This is a genomic window from Streptomyces sp. KM273126, from assembly GCF_004337435.2.
Classification (GTDB): Bacteria; Actinomycetota; Actinomycetes; order Streptomycetales; family Streptomycetaceae; genus Streptomyces; species Streptomyces acidicola.
On the sequence record NZ_SJXB02000002.1, the window covers coordinates 1,852,256 to 1,872,458 of the forward strand.

General features: G+C 72.8%; 3 protein-coding genes. 1 reads left to right on the forward strand and 2 read right to left on the reverse strand.

Translation table 11 applies throughout. From position 1 onward, the window contains the following. Window positions 1-40: 40 nt before the first annotated feature. The gene (locus E0500_RS38900) at window positions 41-1,108 is read left to right on the forward strand and encodes an iron-siderophore ABC transporter substrate-binding protein (RefSeq protein WP_131567958.1); all 1,068 of its coding nucleotides are present in this window, start codon (window positions 41-43) and stop codon (window positions 1,106-1,108) included. Between the two features lie 84 nt (window positions 1,109-1,192). Here the strand turns inward: E0500_RS38900 and E0500_RS38905 are convergent, their stop codons facing one another. Next, on the reverse strand, window positions 1,193-1,411 hold the full coding sequence (locus tag E0500_RS38905) for an MbtH family protein (protein ID WP_131567960.1): 219 nt from the start codon (window positions 1,409-1,411) through the stop codon (window positions 1,193-1,195). A gap of 21 nt (window positions 1,412-1,432) precedes the next feature. Beyond that, window positions 1,433-20,098, reverse strand: a complete 18,666-nt coding sequence (locus E0500_RS38910) for an amino acid adenylation domain-containing protein (protein ID WP_399120769.1) — start codon at window positions 20,096-20,098, stop codon at window positions 1,433-1,435. Window positions 20,099-20,203: the final 105 nt, after the last annotated feature.

Consider the following 20,203-nt stretch of genomic DNA (forward strand, 5'->3'; position numbering starts at 1 on the left):
CGGCACCACAGGAAACCCGAGACGAAGGATCACACCACCGATGTTCCGCTCCCGCAGAGCGCCGCGCCTCGCCGCCGCGCTCGCCTCCGCCGCCATGCTCCTCGTCACCGCCACGGCCTGCGGCGGCGACGACTCAGGTTCCGACGACACGGGCGCCGGCGCGGAGTCGGGCTCCGGCGGGTCCGCCTTCCCGGTCACCGTCGCCCACAAGTACGGCAGCACGACCATCAAGTCCGAGCCGAAGCGGATCGTCACCGTCGGCCTCACCGACCAGGACTCGGTGCTCGCGCTCGGCAGGACCCCGGTCGGCACCACCGAATGGCTGGGCGGCTACAAGGGCGCCGTCGGCCCCTGGGCCGAGGACAGGCTCGGCGGGGACGGGACGCCGACCGTGCTCAAGGACACCGGAACCGGCCCGCAGGTGGAGAAGATCGCCGCGCTCAAGCCGGACCTGATCCTCGCGGTGTACGGCGGACTCACCAAGGAGCAGTACGAGTCGCTGTCCAAGTTCGCCCCCGTGGTCGCCCAGCCCGAGAAGTACAACGACTACGGCGTCCCGTGGCAGGAGCAGACGGAGACGATCGGCAAGGCGCTGGGCAAGCCCGAGGAGGCCGCGAAGGCGGTCGCCGACACCGAGGGAAAGATCAGGGCAGCCGCCGGGGAGCACCCCGACTTCAAGGGCGCCACCGCCGTGATGGCCACCCCGTACGAGGGTATGTTCGTCTTCGGCAGCCAGGACCCGCGCTCGCACCTCCTGAACGACCTCGGCTTCGCCCTGCCCGAGGACCTCGACAAGGTGATCGGCGACCAGTTCGGCGCGAACATCAGCAAGGAGCGCAGTGATCTGCTCGACCAGAGCGCCGTCGTGTGGCAGGTCGGCGACGTCACCAAGGACGCCGCCAAGCTCCACGACGACGCCTCCTACAAGGACCTGAAGGTCGTGAAGGAGGGCCGCGAGGTCTTCGTCGACGAGACCAGTGACTACGGCAACGCCCTGTCCATGGGCACCGTCCTCAGCCTGCCCTACGTGATCGAGCGACTGGTCCCGCAGCTGGCGGCGGCCGTCGACGGCGACAGCGCCACGAAGGTGGAGCAGCCCGCGCCCTGACCGCGGCAGCGCAGGCGGCGGGGAGGGGGCTCGCGGCTCCCTCCCCAGCCGTCTTCCAGCGTCTTCCCTTGCCTTCAGTCGCCTTCAGCCGCCATCAGCCGCCATGGACTCGGCCAGGCTCCGCGGCCGCATGTCGGTCCAGTGGGTCTCGACGTACTCCAGGCAGGACTGGCGTGACGCGGGTCCGTGGACCACCCGCCAGCCGGCCGGCACCTCCACGAAGTCCGGCCACAGGCTGTGCTGGTTCTCGTCGTTGACCAGCACCGAGTACACGCCCTCGGGGTCCTCGAACGGATTACTCATGTTCTTCCTCTCCTTACGGCCTCAGGCCCGTCGGTTGTTCTCTGCCCACGCGACCAGCCCCTCCAGCGCCCTGAACCACGTCTCGGCGAGGTCCTGGACCGTGTCGCGCGGCAACAGCTCTTCCAGATACGCCCAGTGGGCGGCGAGCACGGGCCCTTCGGCCCGGTCCTCGGCCACCACGTTGATCTCCAGCGCGTGGCCCTGCCGCATCGCGGCCTCGGGACCGATGTCGGCCACGTCCTCCTCGGGCGCGTACGACCAGTCCGTCTCCTCCGGAACGCCGAACCGGCCCAGGTAGTTGAACTCCACGCGAGCCGGTTCGTTGCCCGTCAGCACCTCGCGCGTACGGGGGTTGAGGTGCCGCAGCATGCCGTAGCCGACACCGTTCCCCGGCAGCGACGCCAGGTGCTCACGGACCCGGTGGACGACCTCCCGCGCCGCCGGACCACCCGCGAAGGCCTCGGCGAGATCGGCCGGGCCCGGGTCCAGCCGGACCGGGAAGACGCTCGTGAACCAGCCCACGGTGCGGGACAGGTCGATGTCGTCCCCGGCCAGCGCCTCCGCGCGGCCATGGCCCTCCAGGTCGACGAGCACCGAGGTGTCGGACCCGCCGCCGCGCCGCCGCCAGTCGGCGAAGGCCAGCGCGAGCCCCGCCAGCAGGACGTCGTTGACACCGGCGCCGAACGCGGCGGGCACGGACGACAGCAGCGGCCCGGTGCGCTCGGCCGGCATCCGGAGGATCACCTCGCACCGGGTCGCGGTGGTGTCGCGGTCCGGATCGGCCTCCCGGGCCAGCGGGAACGGCTCCGTGCCGCCGTCGCCGTCCAGGACGGCCGCCCACACGGGCAGCTCCGCCTCCCGCGCCGGGTCCCGCGCCAGCTCGGACAGCAGCCGCGACCAGCGGGCGAACGAGGTACCGACCGGGTCGAGCCCCACCGGCCGCCCGGCACGGACGTCCCGCCAGGCCGCCGCCAGATCCGGCAGCAGCACGCGCCACGACACGCCGTCCACCACCAAGTGGTGGGCCATGAGCAGCAGCCGTCCCGGAGCGTCGCCCGCGTCGAACCACACGGCCCTCACCACGGCCCCGGCGTCCGGGTCCAGCAACGCCCGGGCCGCGTGCGCCTGTTCCCGTACGGCATCGCTCAGCGCCTCGGCGCCGAAGCCCCTCACATCCACGCGGTCGATCCACCCGGCGGCATCGACGGCACCGGCCGCCGGGACGTGCAGCGACCACTCCTCAGTGCCCTCCCGTGACGGCCGCACCAACGTCGCCCGCAGCAGGTCGTGCCGGTCGGCCAGCGCCTGGAGCACGGCGGTCAGACCGGGCAGGTCCAGCTCCGCCGGAGTGCGGACGAGCGCCGACTGGTGATAGGTGGCGAACGGGCCGCCCAGTTCGCGCAGCCAGTGCATCACCGGGGTGAGCGGCACGCTTCCGGTGCCGTCGTCCTCCGGGCGCGGGGCGGCGGCGTCGGTGGTCTCGGCTACCGCGCTCAGCGCGGCCACCGTGCGGTGCCGGAAGACCAGCCGCGGAGTGATCCGCACGCCTGCCCCACGGGCCCGGCTCACGAGCTGCATGGCGACGATGCTGTCGCCGCCGAGGGCGAAGAAGTCGTCGTCCACGCCGACCCGTTCCAGCGCCAGCACCTCGGCGAAGACCGCGCAGAGGGCCTTCTCCACGGGGGTGGCGGGCGCACGCCCGGACGACAGGGCGGAGAAGTCGGGTGCCGGCAGCGCGGCCCGGTCCAGCTTGCCGTTCGCCAGCTCCGGGAACCGGTCCAGTGCGACCACGGCCGCAGGGACCATGTGGTCCGGCAGCCGGGCGGCGACATGGCCGCGCAACTCGCCCGGGTCCGGCACACCGCCAGGGGACGGGACCACGTAGGCCACGAGTGACGTCCGCAAACTCTCCTGACGAACCGTCACGAGTGCCTGTCCGACGGCCGGATGACCGGCGAGTACGGACTCGATCTCCGCCGGCTCGATACGGAAGCCACGGATCTTGACCTGGTCGTCGGCCCGGCCTAGGCAGTCGATGTACCCGTCGGCGGTCCAGCGGGCCAGGTCACCCGTGCGGTACAGCCGCGAGCCCGGCTCGCCGAACGGGTCGGCCACGAACCGCTCGGCCGTCAGCCCGGGACTGCCCAGGTAGCCCCGGGCGAGACCGCCGCCCGCCAGATACAGCTCGCCGGTCACCCCGGGCGGCACCGGCTGCAGCAGCCCGTCCAGCACGTACGCCCGCGTCCCGGCCACCGGCCGTCCCACCAGCGGGCGTTCACTGTCACGGACCCGCGCCACCAGGGCGTCCACGGTCGACTCCGTGGGCCCGTACAGGTTGAACGCCTCCGTGCCGCGCAGCGAGGCCAGCCGCCGCCACAGCGCGACCGGTACCGCCTCGCCGCCCACGCCGACGACCGCGAGCGGGCAGCGGTCGCCGCGCAGCAGACCGGTCTCGGCCATCTGCGCGAACAACGACGGGGTGACCTCCAGGAAGTCGAACCCGTGCTCCACGACGGCCGCGGCGAGGAGCTCGGGATCGCGCCGCACCTCCTCCGACACGATGTGCACGCAGTGCCCGTCCAGCAGCCACAACTGGGGCTGCCAGGAAGCGTCGAAGAAGAACGACCAGGCGTGGCCCGCCCGCAGATGCCGCCGTCCTGTGGCCTCGACCGCCGGCCGGTGGAGCGTCTCACGGTGGCTGTGGAAGAGGTTGCCGAGGGTCTCGTGGGTGACCACGACGCCCTTGGGGCGGCCGGTCGAGCCGGAGGTGTAGATGACGTAGGCCGGGTGGCGGGGCGTCAGAGGGGCTGTCCGGTCGCCGTCCGTGAGATCGGCTGGGGACTGCGCGGAGATCCGCTCGGCCGTGGCCGGTTCGTCCAGCACCAGCGCAGCCGTGCTCACGTCGGCGGGCAGGGTGCCCAGCAAATCACGTGTGGTGAGGGCCAGCACCGGCCGCGCGTCGGCCAGGACGTCCGCCGTACGGTCCACCGGCGCGTCCGGGTCGAGCGGCAGATAGGCCGCTCCCGCCTTGTGCACCGCGAGCACGGCCACCAGGAACCGTGCGGTGCGGGGGAGTGACAGCGCCACGAACCGCTCCGGTCCCGCGCCGAGTTCGACCAGCAGGCGGGCCAGCCGGTTGGCCTCCGCGTTCAGTTCGGCGAAGTCGAGCTCTATGCCGTCGGAGGCCGCGGCGGGCAACTCCGGGGTCCGACGCACCTGTTCCTCGAAGAGGGCGGGCACGGTGGTCGGCGCGGCCACGACCGGACGGCTCCGCCACCCGCCGAGCAGTCGGCGCCGCTCGTCCTCGTCGAGGATGTCGATGTGCCCGAGCGACAGGTCGGGGTCGGCGGTCACGGCCCGCAGGACGCGCCGCAGCCGGTCCGCGAAGGACTGTGCGGTGGCGTGGTCGAACAGGTCGGCGCTGTACTCCAGCACACCGTCCACGCCGTCGCCGTCGGCGCGCTCGACGAAGTCGAAGGACAGGTCGAACTTGGCGGTGGTGTTCGCCACCTCGTCCCGGCCGCCGCTCAGCCCGGGAAGCAGCCCCGTCCCGTCCCCGTCCGACGCCAGGTACACCACCATCACCTGGAACAGCGGGTGCCGGGCGAGCGACCGGGCCGGGCCCAGCGCATCCACCAGCCGCTCGAAGGGCACGTCCTGGTGGTCGAAGGCGGCCAGGTCGGCCTCCCGCACCCGGGCCAGCAGCTCCCGGAACGTCGGGTCGCCCGAGGTGTCGGTCCGCAGCACCAGTGTGTTGAGGAAGAACCCGACCAGGTCCTCCAGCGCCACGTCGGTGCGCCCTGAGATCGGGCTGCCGATCGGGATGTCGTGGCCCGCCCCCAGCCTGCTGAGCAGCGTCGCCACGGCGGCCTGGAGCACCATGAACACGGTGACGCCGTTGTCCCGGGCCAACCGGTGTAGTTCCGCAGCCAGTTCGGCGTCCAGCGAGAGATCGGCGCTCCCGCCGCGGTAGCTCGACTCGGGGGGCCGCGGACGGTCCACGGGGAGGACGAGCTCCTCGGGCAGCCCGGCCAACGCCTCCTGCCAGTAACTGATCTGACGCGCCGCCAAGCTCTCCGAGTCCCTCTCGTCCCCGAGGACGTCCCGCTGCCACAGCGTGTAGTCGGCGTACTGGACGGGCAGTGGCTCCCACTCGGGGGCGTTGCCGGCGGTCCGGGCCGCGTAGGCCACCGCCAGGTCCCGGTTAAGCGGTCCCTCCGACCACTCGTCACCGGCGACGTGGTGCAGCAGGAGCAGCAGCGTCCACTCCTCCTCGCCCGTACGGAACACGTGCACCCGCAGCGGGGTCTCGCGGTCCAGCTCGAAGCCGTACGCCCCGGCCTGCGCGAGTCGCCCGGGCAGGCGGGCGGCGTCCGTCTCTTCCACCGCGAACGGGACGCGGACCTCGTCCGGCTCCAGTACGTGCTGGAAGGCCCGGCCCTCCTCGTCAGGGAACACCGTGCGCAGCGTCTCGTGCCGTACGACCAGATCGTGCACCGCCGCCCGCAGCGCCTCGACGTCCAGTGCGCCGGTCAGGCGCCAGACCCACGGGATGTTGTACGTCGCGCTGGGGCCCTCCACCTGGTACAGCACCCACAGACGCTGCTGCGAGGACGACAGCGGCAGCCGCCGGGGACGTTCACGCGGTGCAAGCGCGGGGCGGACACCGAACGTGCCGTCCTCGGCCGGCCGCGCTGCCAGCCGTGCCGCGAGCCGGGCCACCGTCGGCGCGTCGAACACCGTGCGCAGGGGCACCCCGGCCCCGAACACCCCCCGGATTCCGGCGACCAGCCGCATGGCCAGCAGCGAGTGGCCGCCCAGGGCGAAGAAGTCGTCGTCGACACCGATCCGCTCCACACCCAGGACGTCCGCGAACAGGCCGCAGAGGATCTCCTCGCGGAGGTCACGCGCCCGGCCGCCACTGCCGCTGCCCGCCGCGAAGTCGGGAGCGGGCAGCGCCCGGCGGTCGAGCTTGCCGTTCGGCGTGAGCGGCAGCGCGTCGAGCGTGACGAACGCCGCGGGGACCATGTGCTCGGGCAGCGCGGCAGCGGTGTGACCGCGCAGTGCCGCCGCGTCCGTGACCTCTCCGGCGGCCGGGACGACGTACGCCACCAGCCGCTGGTCGTGCGGGACGACGACCGCGTGCCCGACGGAACCGTGCCGGGCGAGGACGGTCTCGATCTCGCCGGGCTCGATCCGCACACCGCGGATCTTGACCTGGTGGTCGGTGCGGCCGAGGAAGTCGAGCGTCCCGTCGGGCCGCCAGCGGGCCAGGTCGCCCGTCCGGTACATACGGGCGCCGGGCGCGCCGTACGGGTCCGCGACGAACCGCTCGGCGGTGAGGCCGGGCCGGTCGAGATAGCCGCGGGCCACCTGGACGCCCGCCAGGTACAGCTCTCCCGCCACACCCGGCGGCACCGGCCGCAGCCCGGCGTCCAGCACGTACGCCCGCGTGTTCCACACGGGGCGCCCGATCACCACGCGCTCGTCGCCCGGCAGCACCTCGACGGCCGTGACGTCGACCGAGGCCTCGGTCGGCCCGTACAGGTTGTGCAGCTCGGCGGACAGCATCTCGTGGAAGCGCCCCGCCACCGCGACCGGCAGCGCCTCACCACTGCACATCACCCGGCGCAGACCGGTGCACCGCGCGGCGGCCGGCTCCTCCAGGAACACCTGGAGCATGGACGGCACGAAGTGCGCCGTCGTGACGCCCTGCTCCCGGATCAACCCGGCCAGGTACGCCGGGTCCTGATGGCCACCGGGCCGCGCCACCACCAGCGCGGCCCCCGTGATCAGCGGCCAGAAGAACTCCCACACCGACACGTCGAAGCCGGACGGGGTCTTCTGCAGCACCCGGTCCTGGCCCGTCAGCCCGTACGCGTCCTGCATCCACAGCAGACGGTTCACGATGCCCTCGTGCGGGACGACCACGCCCTTGGGGCGGCCCGTCGACCCCGAGGTGTAGATCACATAGGCCGGGCTCAACGGGTCGAAGCTCGTGGGCAGTTCACCTTCCGGGCCCTCCGGCAGCACGTCCTCGATGACGCACACCGGCCGGGCCTCCTCCAGCACGATCGCGAGCCGCTCCCTCGGCCGGCCGGTGTCCAGGGGCAGATACGCCCCGCCCGCGCGGTGCACGGCCAGCAGGGCGACGACGAGGTCCACCGAGCGGGGAAGCGCCACGGCCACCGTGCGCTCGGGGCCCACGCCCAGACCGGCGAGCACCCGTGCCGTCCGCTCCACCCGGGCGTCCAGCTCCGCGTACGTCAGCCGCTGTTCGCCGAAGACCAGCGCCAGTGCGCCGGGTGTCCGTGCCGCCTGAGCGCGGAACAGCTCCTGCAGGGTCGTCGCCGGTACCTCGTGCACGGTGTCGTTCCACCGGACGAGGACCGACTCCCGTTCGGCCTGCTCCAACACCTCCACATCCCTTATGGGCCGGTCCGGTTCGGCCGCCACCTGTTCCAGGAGCCGCACCAACCGCCCGGCCGTCCGCTCGGCCGTCGACTCGTCGCACAGGTCGAGCGCGTACTCCAGGAGCAGCACCAGCCGGTCCCGGCCCACCTCGTCCACGAACGTGAAGTGGAGGTCGAACTTGGCCATGCCGGTGTCCATGTCGAACCACTCGGCCGGCATGCCGAGCACGTCCGGGTCGCCGTCGGGCCGGTAGTGGTAGCCGAGCATGACCTGGAAGAGCGGGTTGCGGCCCGCCACCCGGGGCGGGTTGACGGCCTCGACGACCCGGTCGAAGGGCAGGTCCTGGAACTCGAACGCCTCCAGGGACGATTGCCGGACACGCGCGAGCAGTTCACGGAAGGTCACGCCTTCGTGGGGCCCTGGGTTCCCGGACAGGTCCGTGCGCAGGACGAGCGTGTTGACGAAGAAGCCGACCAGGTCGTCGAGCGCGGCGTCCGTACGGCCGGCGATGGGCGCGCCCAGCGGGATGTCGTCTCCGGCGCCGAGCCGGTGCAGCAGAGCCGCCGTGGCGGCCTGGAACAGCATGAACATGCTGGTGCCCGTGGCGCCGGACAGCTCCCGCAGGGCACGGCCGGTGTCGGGGGAGAGCTCCATACGGACCTTGCCGCCGCGCCCGGTGGGCTCCTCCGGCCGGGGCCGGTCGAGGGGCAGGGACAGTTCCTCGGGGAGGTCGCGCAGGGCCTCGGTCCAGTGCGCGAGCTGCACCTCGCCGACCTGGCCGAGCAGGGTGTCCTGCCACAGGGTGTAGTCGGCGTACTGGACGGGCAGCGGCGCCCACTCGGGTGCGCGTCCCTCGCGGCGGGCCTGGTAGGCGGTGGTGAGGTCGGTGAGGAACGGCAGGTCCGACCATTCGTCGGTGGCGATGTGGTGCAGCACCAGCGCCACCACGTGGTCGTTCCCGCCCAGCCTCAACACTGCGGCCCGGACCGGAAGTTCCGTGCTCAGGTCGAAGGGGCGACGCTGCGCCTCCTCGATCAGCCCGGCCATCTCGCCCTCGCCGATGTCCGCCACGCGGAACTCGGGCTCGGCCGCCCCCGGCGGCACGATCCACTGGTACGGCTCGGCGTTCTCCTCCACGAACCGCGTACGCAGGACCTCGTGCCGATCCGTCACGTCCCTCAGGGCGGTCTGCAGAGCGTCGAGGTCCAGGGTGCCGCGGAGGCGGAAGACCAGCGGGAAGTTGTACGCGACCCCGCCACCCGTGATCCGCTCCACCAGCCACAGCCGTCGCTGGGCCGCCGACAGCGGGAGGTGCGCGGGGCGTTCGGCCACGGGCGCGGGCTCCAGGGCGGGGCGGGCGGGCCTGCCCTCGTCCGCACGGAGCGCGAGGGCCTCGGGGGTCGGGGCCTCGAACAGGTCGCGGATCGCCAGCTCGGCACCCAGCTCGGTGCGGGCGCGGCTGATCAGCCGTGTCGCGAGCAGCGAATGGCCGCCCAGATCGAAGAAGTCGTCCTCCGCGCCGGTGCGGGGCAGCCCCAGTACCTCGGCGAAGAGCCGGCACAGCACCTCCTCGACGGGAGTGCGCGGCCCCCGCCCCTCCGACAGCGCGACCGCGGGCTCGGCGTCCGGGAGCGCCCGTGCGTCGAGCTTGCCGTTGTCGTTCATGGGCAGCCGCGGCAGGACCACGAAGGCGGCCGGGACCATGTAGCCGGGCAGCCGCTGCCCCAGGTCCTCGCGCAGCCGCCGGACGAGGGCGCCGTCGCCGCGCCTGGCGGTGGGGGTGTTGGCGTAGGGGGCGGTGCCGCGGTCGGCACGGGGGCGGTGCAGACCCGCCGTCCGCCGGGGCTCCGTGGCACGCACGAACACGGCGTCGAAGAACCCGGGTTCGTCCGACCAGGTGGTCAGGACCCGGTAGCCGTGGGCCTCGCCGAGGGCGTGCAGGTCCTCCGGCTCCACGCCCGCCGCGACAGGACCCGACGGCCTCCCGGCGGCCTGCCGCTGTGCCGTCCCGGCGTCCACCCACCGCACCGCGGCGAGGTCGTCCGCCGTACGGGCGTCCGGTATCCGGCGCACCCGAAGCAGCTCCACTCCTTCGAGACCCGCCCGCAGCGCGCTCGCCCCGGACCAGTCGGTCACCGGCGCGTCGTCCAGCCGCAGCGCGTCCGCCGTCGACGCGTCGTACAGCACCACGTCGTACCGGTACCGCGTCAGCTCGTTGTGGTGCCGCCCCGCCTTGGTGCGCAGGTCGACACCGAAGCCGAGCGTGGTGAACCAGTCCGGGTCGACGAGCAGTTCCTTCTCCAGGGCGAGACCCCGCTCCACGGCCCGGCGCAGCACCTCCGGCTCGGCGTCCGCACCGGCGCGGGCGGCTTGGATGCCCGTCTGGAACACGCGGGCCTGCCGCAGGTCCCGTACGTCTCCGAGGAACAGGGCTCCGCCCGGCGCCAGCAGGTCCATCGCACTCCGGATCACCGTGCGCAGGTGGTCCAGGCTCGGGAAGTACTGCACGACAGAATTGATGACGATCGTGTCGAAGAACCCGACGGGCAGACCATCCGTCACCTTGGCGTCCTGGCACCGCAGTTCGACCTTCCGGGCCAGCTCCGGGTCGGCCTTCAGGTCCTCGCCCAGCTTGCGGATGACGGGCGCCGCGAAGTCCGTCGCCCAGTACGACTCCGCGGCCGGCGCGAGCTGCGACAGCAGCAGACCGGAACCGACGCCGATTTCGAGAATCCGCCGCGGCCGCAGCTCACGAATCCGCTCGACCGTGGCTTCGCGCCACTCCCGCATGTGCTCCAGCGGGATCGGCCCGCCGTCGTAGGAGCTGTCCCAGCCCGCGAAGTCCTCGGTGCGGACGGCCGTGCCGATCTCGGTGTACTCGGCCGAGTAGATCTCCTGCCACTCGCCGATCTGCGCCCGCTCGGCCGCCTGCCGTGCCTCGCTGCCGGGTTCGGCCGGGACGACGTACCCCACCAGCCTCTTGGTGCCCGGCGCGGAGGTGTCGTCGCGGGTGACGACGGCGGCCTGGGACACCTCGGGGTGCTGGGCGAGCACGGTCTCGATCTCGCCCAGCTCCACCCGGTGACCCCGGATCTTGACCTGGTCGTCCGTGCGGCCGAGGAAGTCGAGGTTGCCGTCCGGGCGGCGCCGCACCAGGTCACCGGTGCGGTACATGCGCTCACCCGGCCGCCCGTACGGATCGGCGACGAACCGCTCGGAGGTCAGGCCCGGCCGGCCGAGGTAGCCGCGGGCCAGCCCCACACCCGCGATGTAGAGCTCGCCCGCGACTCCGTCCGGCACCGGCCGCAGCCAGGTGTCGAGGATGCGGGCGCGGGTGGCGCGGATCGGGCGGCCCACGGTCGGCGTGGGGCTGTCGTGGGTTCCGCCGCCGAGCGTGTTGATCGTGTACTCGGTGGGCCCGTACAGGTTGTAGCCGTAGGTGCCCTCGGTGTCCCGCAGCGTGTTCCACACCGTCTCGGTGACCGCCTCCCCGCCGAGCAGCACCAGCGGCGGCCGATGCCCCTCCAACAGGCCCTCCTCGATGAGGAGATGGGCGTACGTGGGCGTCACGTTGACGACGTCGACGCGGTGCTCCTCGCAGTACGCCACCAGCGCGGTCACGTCACGCCGCAACTCCTCGTCGCACACGTGCACTTCGTGCCCCTCGACGAGCCACAGCAGCTCCTCCCAGGACATGTCGAACGCGAACGACACGGTGTGCGCGATCCGCAGCCGCCGTCCGCCCGCCGCGGCGATCGCCGGGGCGAAGATCTCCTTCTGGTGGTTGAGCTGCATGTTCGTCAGCCCGACGTACGGCGTGACGACGCCCTTGGGACGGCCCGTCGACCCGGACGTGTAGATCACGTACGCGGGGTGGTCCAGGCTGAAGGACCGCGCCACGGGAGCGGCGGGCAGGCCCGCCAGCTCGGCCGCCGCCTCCGCGTCGTCGAGCAGCACGCGCGGGGTGTCGCCCGTCAGCGTCCGGGAGACCGCCGCCGTCGACAGCAGGAGCAGCGGGCGGGCGTCGGCCAGCATCAGCGACAACCGCTCGGCCGGGTGGTCCAGCTCCAACGGCAGATACGCGGCCCCCGTGCGCAGCACCGCGAACAGCGCCGCCACCATGTCGATCGAGCGCGGCAGACCGAGCGCGACGACCTGCTCGGGGCCGGCACCGCGGGCGATCAGCAGCCGGGCCATCCGGTTGCAGCGGGCGTCGAGTTCCGCGTACGTGACCGTCTGCGCGCCGAAGACGAGCGCGGTCGCGTCCGGGGTGCGGGCCGCCTGGGCGGCCAGCATGTCCGCCACCGTCTCGTGTGGCACGGGCTGCCGACTCCCGGCCTCCTCGCGGGCCAGCGCGGCGGCCTCGGCGGGCAGCAGGGCGGTCAGCGAGCCCACCGCGGCGGACGGGGCGGACACCAGCCCGTCCACCAGGAGCACGAACCGCGCCAGCAACCCCCGCGCGTACGCGCCGTCCAGGAGGTCCGGACGGTACGCGAGCGTGACCCGGACCCGCTCGCCGGGCGTGACGACCAGGTTGGCCGGGTAGTGCGTGGCGTCCACGTTGGCGACCGCCGTGGCCCCGTGCCGTTCGCGCAGCTCGGCGAGCCGCTCGTCGGTGTCGGCGTTGCGCAGCACGAACAGCGTGTCGAACAGGCGCCGGTGGCCCGTCTCGGCCTGGAGCACGCCGAGGCCCAGGTAGTCGTACGGCATCAGCTCCATCCGTTCGCCCTGGACGCGGCGCAGCAGGTCCAGCACCGGCTCGCGCGGGTCGTAGGAGATTCGGGCGGGCACGGTGTTGAGGAACATGCCGATGACGTGTCCGACGTCCGGCACCTCGCTCGGACGCCCGGCGACCGTCGTACCGAAGACGATGTCGGTACGGCCCGTGGCACTCGCGAGAACGAGCCCCCACGCGGCGCTGAGCACCGTGTTGAGGGTCAGGCCGTGGCGGCGGGCGGTGTCGCGCAGCCGCTCGGCGGCGTCCGCGTCGAGGACGGCGTTCAGATGCTCCGGGATCACCGGTTCGAGGCCCCGGTCCGAGACGGCGGGCAGAAGCAGCGTGGGCTCGTCGAAACCGGACAGGGCGGTGCGCCAGACGCGGGTCGCCTCGGTGTCGTCCTGCCGCTCCAGCCAGGTCAGGTAGTCACGGTAGGAGCCGGGACGGGCGAGCCCCGCCGGGTCGCCTCCGCTCTCGTACAGCGCGAACAGCTGGTCCAGGAACAGCCAGGCCGACCAGCCGTCCCACAGGATCAGATGGCGGCCGACGACGAGCCGGTCACCGCGCCCGCCGCCGAGCCGCACGAGCAGCATCCGGAAGAGCAGCGGGCGGGCGAGGTCGAAGCGGCGCGACCGCTCCTCGTCCATCAACTCCCGCATCCGCCGGTCCTGTTCGGTCCGCGGCAGCCCCGACAGATCCACCTCGGTCAGCGGGATTCCGTCGTTCCCCACCTCGCGCACGATGAACTGCACCGGCTGGCGCAGCCCTTCACTGGTGAACCCGGCACGCAGGCTGGGATTGCGGGCCAGCAGGGTGCGTGCCGCGGCCCGCAGCCGCTCGGCATCCACGCGTTCGGCGAAGTCGAAGGACTCATGGACCGTGTAGACGTCCAGGGAGCTTTCGTCGTACGTGGAGTGGAAGAACAGGCCCTCCTGGAGCGGGGCCAGCGGCCACACGTCCTCGATCCGGCCCGGAGCGAGCCTCTCGACGCGTTCACGCTCCTCCCCGGTGAGCGCGAACGCTGACGCCTCCGTCTCCCCGTCCGTGGTCTCCGCGACGGTCGCCGCTGCCGCGAGCGCCGCCGGAGTGCGGTGCTCGAACACCTCACGCGGGCCGAGTACCAGCCCGGCGCGGCGGGCCCGGCTGGAGACGGCGATGGAGCTGATGCTGTCGCCGCCGAGCAGGAAGAAGTCGTCGTCGACTCCGACGTCGTTCACCTTCAGTACCGCGGCGAAGATCTCCGTGAGCAGCCGCTCCCGAGGGGTGCCCGGGGCGCGGGTGGCGGCGGCCCGTACGGCCTGCGGGGCGGGCAGCGCGGCCCGGTCCAGCTTGCCGCTCGGGGCGAGCGGCAGGGCGTCGAGGACGACCCAGGCGTCCGGGACCAGAGGAGCGGGGAGCGAGCCGGCCAGGGCGGTGCGCAGCGCGGTGACGTCCAGGTCCCCGGACGCCGACGGTACGACGTATGCGACGAGCGCCTGGTCCCGTACCTTCACGGCGGCCCGGGCCACCTCGGGCAGGCGGACCAGCGCGGCCTCGATCTCGCCGGGCTCGACGCGGTTGCCGCGCAGTTTGACCTGCCGGTCGGTGCGGCCCAGGTACTCGATCACCCCGTCCGCGTGGCGGCGCCCGAGGTCGCCGGTGCGGTACATACGGGTGCCGGGCGGCCCGTACGGGTCGGCCGTGAACCGCTCGGCGGTGAGCCCCGGGCGGGCGTGGTAGCCGCGGGCGAGCTGGACGCCGGTCAGGTAGAGCTCTCCGGGGACGCCGTCGGGAACGGGCCGCAGGCAGGAGTCCAGCACCCGCAGACCCGTGTTCCACACGGGCCGCCCGATGGGCACGGCGGGACCCGCGCCACCGTCCTCGTGCGCAGCATGCGGATCGTACGGGTGGTACGTGACGTCGACGGCGGCTTCGGTCGGCCCGTACAGGTTGTGCAGCGGGACGCCGGTCAGCGCGTGCCAGCGGCTCGCGGCGGCGACGGGGAGCGCCTCGCCACTGCTCAGGACGCGGCGCAGGGACGCCGACCAGGCGGGGTCGCTCGTGACCTCCTCCGACTGGAGGAACGCCTCCAGCATGGAGGGCACGAAGTGCATCGTGGTGATGCCCTGTTCGCTGACAAGGGCCGCGAGGTAGGCGGGATCGCGGTGGCCGTCCGGCCGGGCGAGCACCACGGCCGCGCCTTCGAGGAGCGGCCAGAAGAACTCCCACACGGACACGTCGAAGCTGGAGGGAGTCTTCTGCAGCACTCGGTCGTCCGGGTTCAGCCCGTACGCGCCCTGCATCCACGCAAGCCGGTTGAGGATGGCGCGGTGGGTGACGACGACGCCCTTCGGCAGGCCGGTCGAGCCGGAGGTGTAGATGAGGTAGGCGGGGTCGTCGGGGGCGGCCACGGGTCCGGGAACTTCCTGGGGCTCACCCTCCTCGGTGTCGAGCAGCAGGGGTGCCAGAACACTCCGAGGCAACCGGCCGGCCGTGCCGGACAGCGTGACCACCGTCGTGGCACCGGAGTCGGCCAGCATGTGCGTGATCCGGTCGGCCGGATAGTCCAGATCCACCGGCAGATAGGCCGCGCCCGACTTGAGCACGCCGAGCAGGGCGACCATCAGCTCCGCCGAGCGCGGGACTGCGACCGCGACGAACGCTCCCGGACCGGCGCCACGGCACCGCAGCCGGGCCGCCAACGCCTCCGCGCGGGCGTCCAGTTGGGCGTAGGTGAGCTGCTCGCCCTCGAAGACGACGGCCGTCGCGTCCGGAGTCAGCGCGACCTGTGCGGCGAACGCCTCGGCCAGGGTGGTCGCCGGGACAGGGCGCTCCTCGCCGGACGGGTGGGCCCGCAGCGCCTCGTCGGGCGACAGCAGTTCGATGGAGGCGGCGGGTCGGGCGGGGTCGTCGGCGATGACGTCCAGGATGCGCGTCAGCCGGTCGCCGAGCGTGCGGACGGCGTCCCCGTCCAGCCGCTCGGCGTGGTGCTTGAGCCGCAGGTCCAGCCGTCGGCCGGGCTTGACGACGAGGGCGAGCGGATAGTGGACGGCATCGTGGAAGGCGTCCCCGGTGATCCGTACGCTGCCCGACGCGTCCCGCAGACCGGTCTCGGCCGGGTAGTTCTCGAACACCACGAGGGTGTCGAAGAGTTCGCCCTCGCCCGCGTGCCCGGTCAGCCGCTGGATCTCCGCCAGACCCAGATGCTGGTGGTCGAGCAGCCGCGCCTGCTCCTCCTGGAGCCGGACCAGCAACTCCCCGAGCGCCTCGCCCGGTGCCCAACGGAAGCGGGTGGGAAGGGTGTTGATGAACAGGCCGACCATCGAGGCGATGCCGTCGACCTCGCTGTCCCGGCCTGAGACGGTCGTGCCGAACAACACGTCGTCCCGGCCGGTCAGCCTGCCCAGCAGCAGACCCCAGGCCGCCTGGACCACCGTGCCGAGGGTGACTCCGTGCTCACGGGCGCGCTCGGCGAGCCGCGCGGTGGTCCGCTCGGACAGCTCGACCCGGACGTGCGCGGGTCGTACGGGCGCTGAGTCGGCCGGTGTCCCGACCAGCCGGGTGGGTCCGTCGAGCCCGGCGAGCGCGGTGCGCCAGGCCTCACCGGCCGCGTCGCGGTCCTGCTCGCCGAGGCGGCGCAGGAAAGCGCGGTACGGGGTGACCTCGGGCAGCGCGGGGTCGGCGGTGCCGTAGAACGCCATGAGCTCGCGGTGCAGGACCGGCAACGACCAGCCGTCAGCCACGATGTGATGGAACGTCAGGATCAGGCGGCTGTGCTGTTCCCCGAGGCGGACCAGGGCACAGCGCACCAGCGGCGGCGCGCCCAGGTCGAACCCGGCGGCCCGCTCGTCCGCGGCCACCTCCTCGCCCAGCGTCTCCCGCACGGTGCCGTCCTGGGTGGAGAGATCGACCTCCCGCCACGGCAGTTCGGCGTGGCGGGTGATGATCTGCACCGGCGTGCCGTCCGGGCGTTGCCGGAAGGCGGCCCGCAGCGGCGCGTGACGGTCCAGGAGCCGCCCCGCGGCCCGGCGCAGGGTGTCGCCGTCGACGGGACCGGCCAGGTCGAGGACCTGCTGGACGACATAGGTGTCGCCGTCCCCACCCCCGGCCGTCGAGTGGAAGTAGAAGCCCTGCTGGAGCGGAGTGAGCGGCAGCAGTTCCTCGATCAGGAGCGGCCGGGCGCCCTGGATCTCGGCCAGTTCGCTCTCGTCGGCCGCCACCAGCGGACGGTCGAGGGCGCGCTCGTCGACACGCTCGACGGCGGCCTTCGCCAGGGCCTCGACGGTGCGATGCCGGAACACATCGCGGGTGGTGAGCCGTAACCCCGCCTCACGTGCCCTGATGAGCAGCTGGATCGCGGTGATGCTGTCGCCGCCGAGGGTCAGGAAGTCGTCCTCCGCCGTCACCGCGTCCAGCCCGAGCACGTCGGCGTACAGGCCGCTGAGCAGCTTCTCGCGGGCCGTGTGCGGGGCGCGGCCGGAGCTCATCGCCGCGCGGTCCGGGGCGGGCAGCGCCTTCCCGTCGATCTTGCCGCTCGGGGTGACCGGCAGCGCGTGCAGGGGGACGAACGCCGACGGGACCATGTAATCGGGCAGCCACTCGGCGGCGTGGGCACGCAGCGTCCGCATCAGTGCCGCCACATCACGGAAGGGCGCGGGGCGGTTGGAGTGGGGAAAGGCGCCGGTGGTGCGGTACAGGCCGGTCAGCGGGCTGTCCAGGGCCAGTACCGCGTCGAAGGCGCCGTCGTCGGCACTCCCGTTCCAGGTGAGGGCCGCCCGGTAGCCGTGCCGGGCGGCCAGGGCGTACACCTCCTCCGGGTCCGCGCCCGCGGCCGTCTCGCCGCTGCTGCCCTCCAGCCGCCACAGATCCGCCAGGTCGCCGGCGAGGCGGGCGTTGGGCACACCGGTGATCCGCAGCCGTGGTGAACGCTGCGTCAGCAGCGTGTCGAGTGAGCCGACTTCCGCCCAGGGGACCTCCCGTTCCTCAGGGGTGACCGTGTGCGGCCCGGGGCGCAGGACGACGTCGTACCGGTACCGGCTCAGCTCGTTGTGGTGGACGCCCCGCTTGATCCGGATCTCGGCGTCGAAGCCGTCGAGGGAGGCGAAGTACTCCGGGTCCAGCAGCAGTTCGCGCTCCCAGCGCACCGACTGCTCGACGGCCGCGCGCAGGGCGTTCTTGTCCTCGGGGACGGCCCGTCGCGTCTCGACGGCCGCGCGCAGGGTGCGCAGCAGCCGCAGATTGCGCACGTCACCCAGGAAGATCAGCCCGCCGGGGGCGAGCAGCCCCCTGACCTGACGAAGCACGTCGGTGAGGTAGTCCGCGCTCGGGAAGTACTGCGCGACGGAGTTGAGGATGACGACGTCGAAGTACCCGGCGGGCAGGCCGGCCGTGTCGTGCGCGGGCTGGGTGCGCAGTTCGACCTTGGCCGCCAGTTCCCCGTCCAGCTGGGTGCGCAGCGCCCCGATCGCCTCGGCGGAGAGATCGGTTCCCCAGTAGGTCTCGCAGTCGGGCGCGATCCGGGAAAGGATCAGGCCGCTGCCCACACCGATCTCCAGCACGCGGTGCCGCGGCGCGAGGCCGAGGATGCGCTCGACGGTTGCCTCCCGCCACTCGCGCATCTCCTCGACGGGGATCGGCCGGCCGTCGTACATGCTGTTCCAGCCGGCGTAGTTCTCCTCGAAGCTCTCCGAACCGGCGGCGCTGTAGAGGAGTTCGTGGACATCCTTCCACTCCTCCACACGGACGTCGGGTCCGTCCAGCGCGGGCACGACATAGGCGGCGAGACGCCGGTCGCCGGGCCGGTCCTCCCGGGCGACCACCGTGACCTGGTCGACGGCCTGATGGCCGCGCAGCACCGACTCGATCTCGCCCGGCTCGATACGGAAGCCACGGATCTTGATCTGCGCGTCGGCGCGGCCCAGGAACTCCAGCCGCCCGTCGCCGCGTCGGCGCACCAGGTCGCCCGTACGGTAGAGCCGCTCGCCCGGCGCGCCGAACGGGTCGGCCACGAACCGTTCGGCGGTCAGGTCCGGTCGGCCCAGATAGCCCCGCGCGAGCCCCGCGCCCCCCAGATACAGCTCACCCGTGACACCCGCCGGAACCGGCCGCAGAAACGCGTCGAGCACATATGCCCGGGTGCCCGGGTCGGGGACGCCGATCGGCACGACGGCACCCGCCGGAGTGTCCGGATCGCACAGCCCGAGCGTGGAGTTGGTGGTCGCCTCGGTCGGACCGTACGCGTTGAACATCATCCGCCCGCGCGCATAACGCCCCACCAGTTCGGGCGAGACGCGCTCGGTGCCCGCCAGCAGCGTCGCGGCGCGCGGCAGCCGGACGTCGTCGGGCAGGGCGGCGAGCAGCGCGGGCGGCAGGATCATGAACGTGACGCCGTGCGCGTTCGCGTAGTCCGCGAGCGCCGCGTCCGGGACCCGCAGTTCCGCCGGTACGACGACGAGACGGCCACCGGACAGCAGCCCCAGGCACAGGTCCCAGAAGGCGACGTCGAAGCTCGGTGAGGCGAACTGCAGCACCCGGCTGTGCGGACCGATGCCGAACCGCTCGCTCTGTGTGGCGACGAGCTTCGCCACACCGCTGTGCGCGAGCACCACCCCCTTGGGGTGGCCGGTCGAGCCCGAGGTGTAGATCACGTACGCGGCGTTCCGGACGTCGAGGGGCGCACCGCGGTCCGCGTCGGTGGGATCGTGGGCGGGCCGGTCCGCCAACTCGACGGCCATTCCTGGTGAGTCGAGTCGCACCAGCGCCATGCCGTCCTGCTCGGGCAGGTCCCGTGCGGTCTGGTCCGTGGTCACCATGCAGACGGGTGAGGAGTCGCCGAGCATGTAGGCGATGCGGTCCGACGGGTAGTCGTGGTCGATGGGGAGGTAGGCCGCGCCGGACTTGAGGACGGCGACCTCGGCGACGAAGAGGTCCGTGGAGCGCGGCAGCGCCAGCGCGACGATACGCTCGGGACCGGCGCCGCGCGCCATCAGGGCGTGGGCCAGACGGTTGGCCCGCTCGTCGAGCTGGGCGTAGGTGAGCTCCTCGTCCTCGAAGACCAGGGCGACCGAGTCGGGGCGTGAGCGGACCTGCTCGGCGAACATCGCGGGCCAGGTGTCCGGGGGGATCGCGTGCTCGGTGGCGTTCCAGTCGACGACGACCTGCCGGTACTCGTCGGGGCCCATCAGCGTGAGGCGGGCCACGGACGCTTCGGGCCGGGCCAGTGCGTCGGTGAGCAGGGTCCGGTAGTGGACGAGCAACCGCTCGACCGTCGCCGCGTCGAAGAGACCCGGGTGGTACGTCACCCTTGCCGTGCCCGCGCTCACTTCCAGCAACACGTCGACAGGGCCGGGCAGTTCGCCGACGGGTCGGCCGGTCGTTGCGAACGCCGTGTTGACGAACAGTCCGCCGCCGCGCGTGGGCCGGGGGTGCAGCTCGTCGATGAGGACGCCGACGGGAATCCGGTGCGTCGCGGCATCCTCCCCCGCCTGCGTGACCCGCCGCACCAGTTCCTGGAACGTGGGCTCATGGTCGACCGACACCCGTACCGGGAGACCCTCATGACCGACCGTCAGGTCCACCGCGCCGCTGTAGCGGTGCAGCAGGGCGACGAAGGCCGCGAGGAGTACGGGGGAGGGGGCGTCGGGAACGCCGGACAGCGTACGGATCTCCCGTTCCGTGACCGG

Bases quoted from the DNA above. Each gene is read 5' to 3' on its own strand.
- E0500_RS38900 (WP_131567958.1), top strand. From the start codon at position 41: ATGTTCCGCTCCCGCAGAGCGCCGCGCCTCGCCGCCGCGCTCGCCTCC.
- E0500_RS38905 (WP_131567960.1), bottom strand. From the start codon at position 1,411: ATGAGTAATCCGTTCGAGGACCCCGAGGGCGTGTACTCGGTGCTGGTC.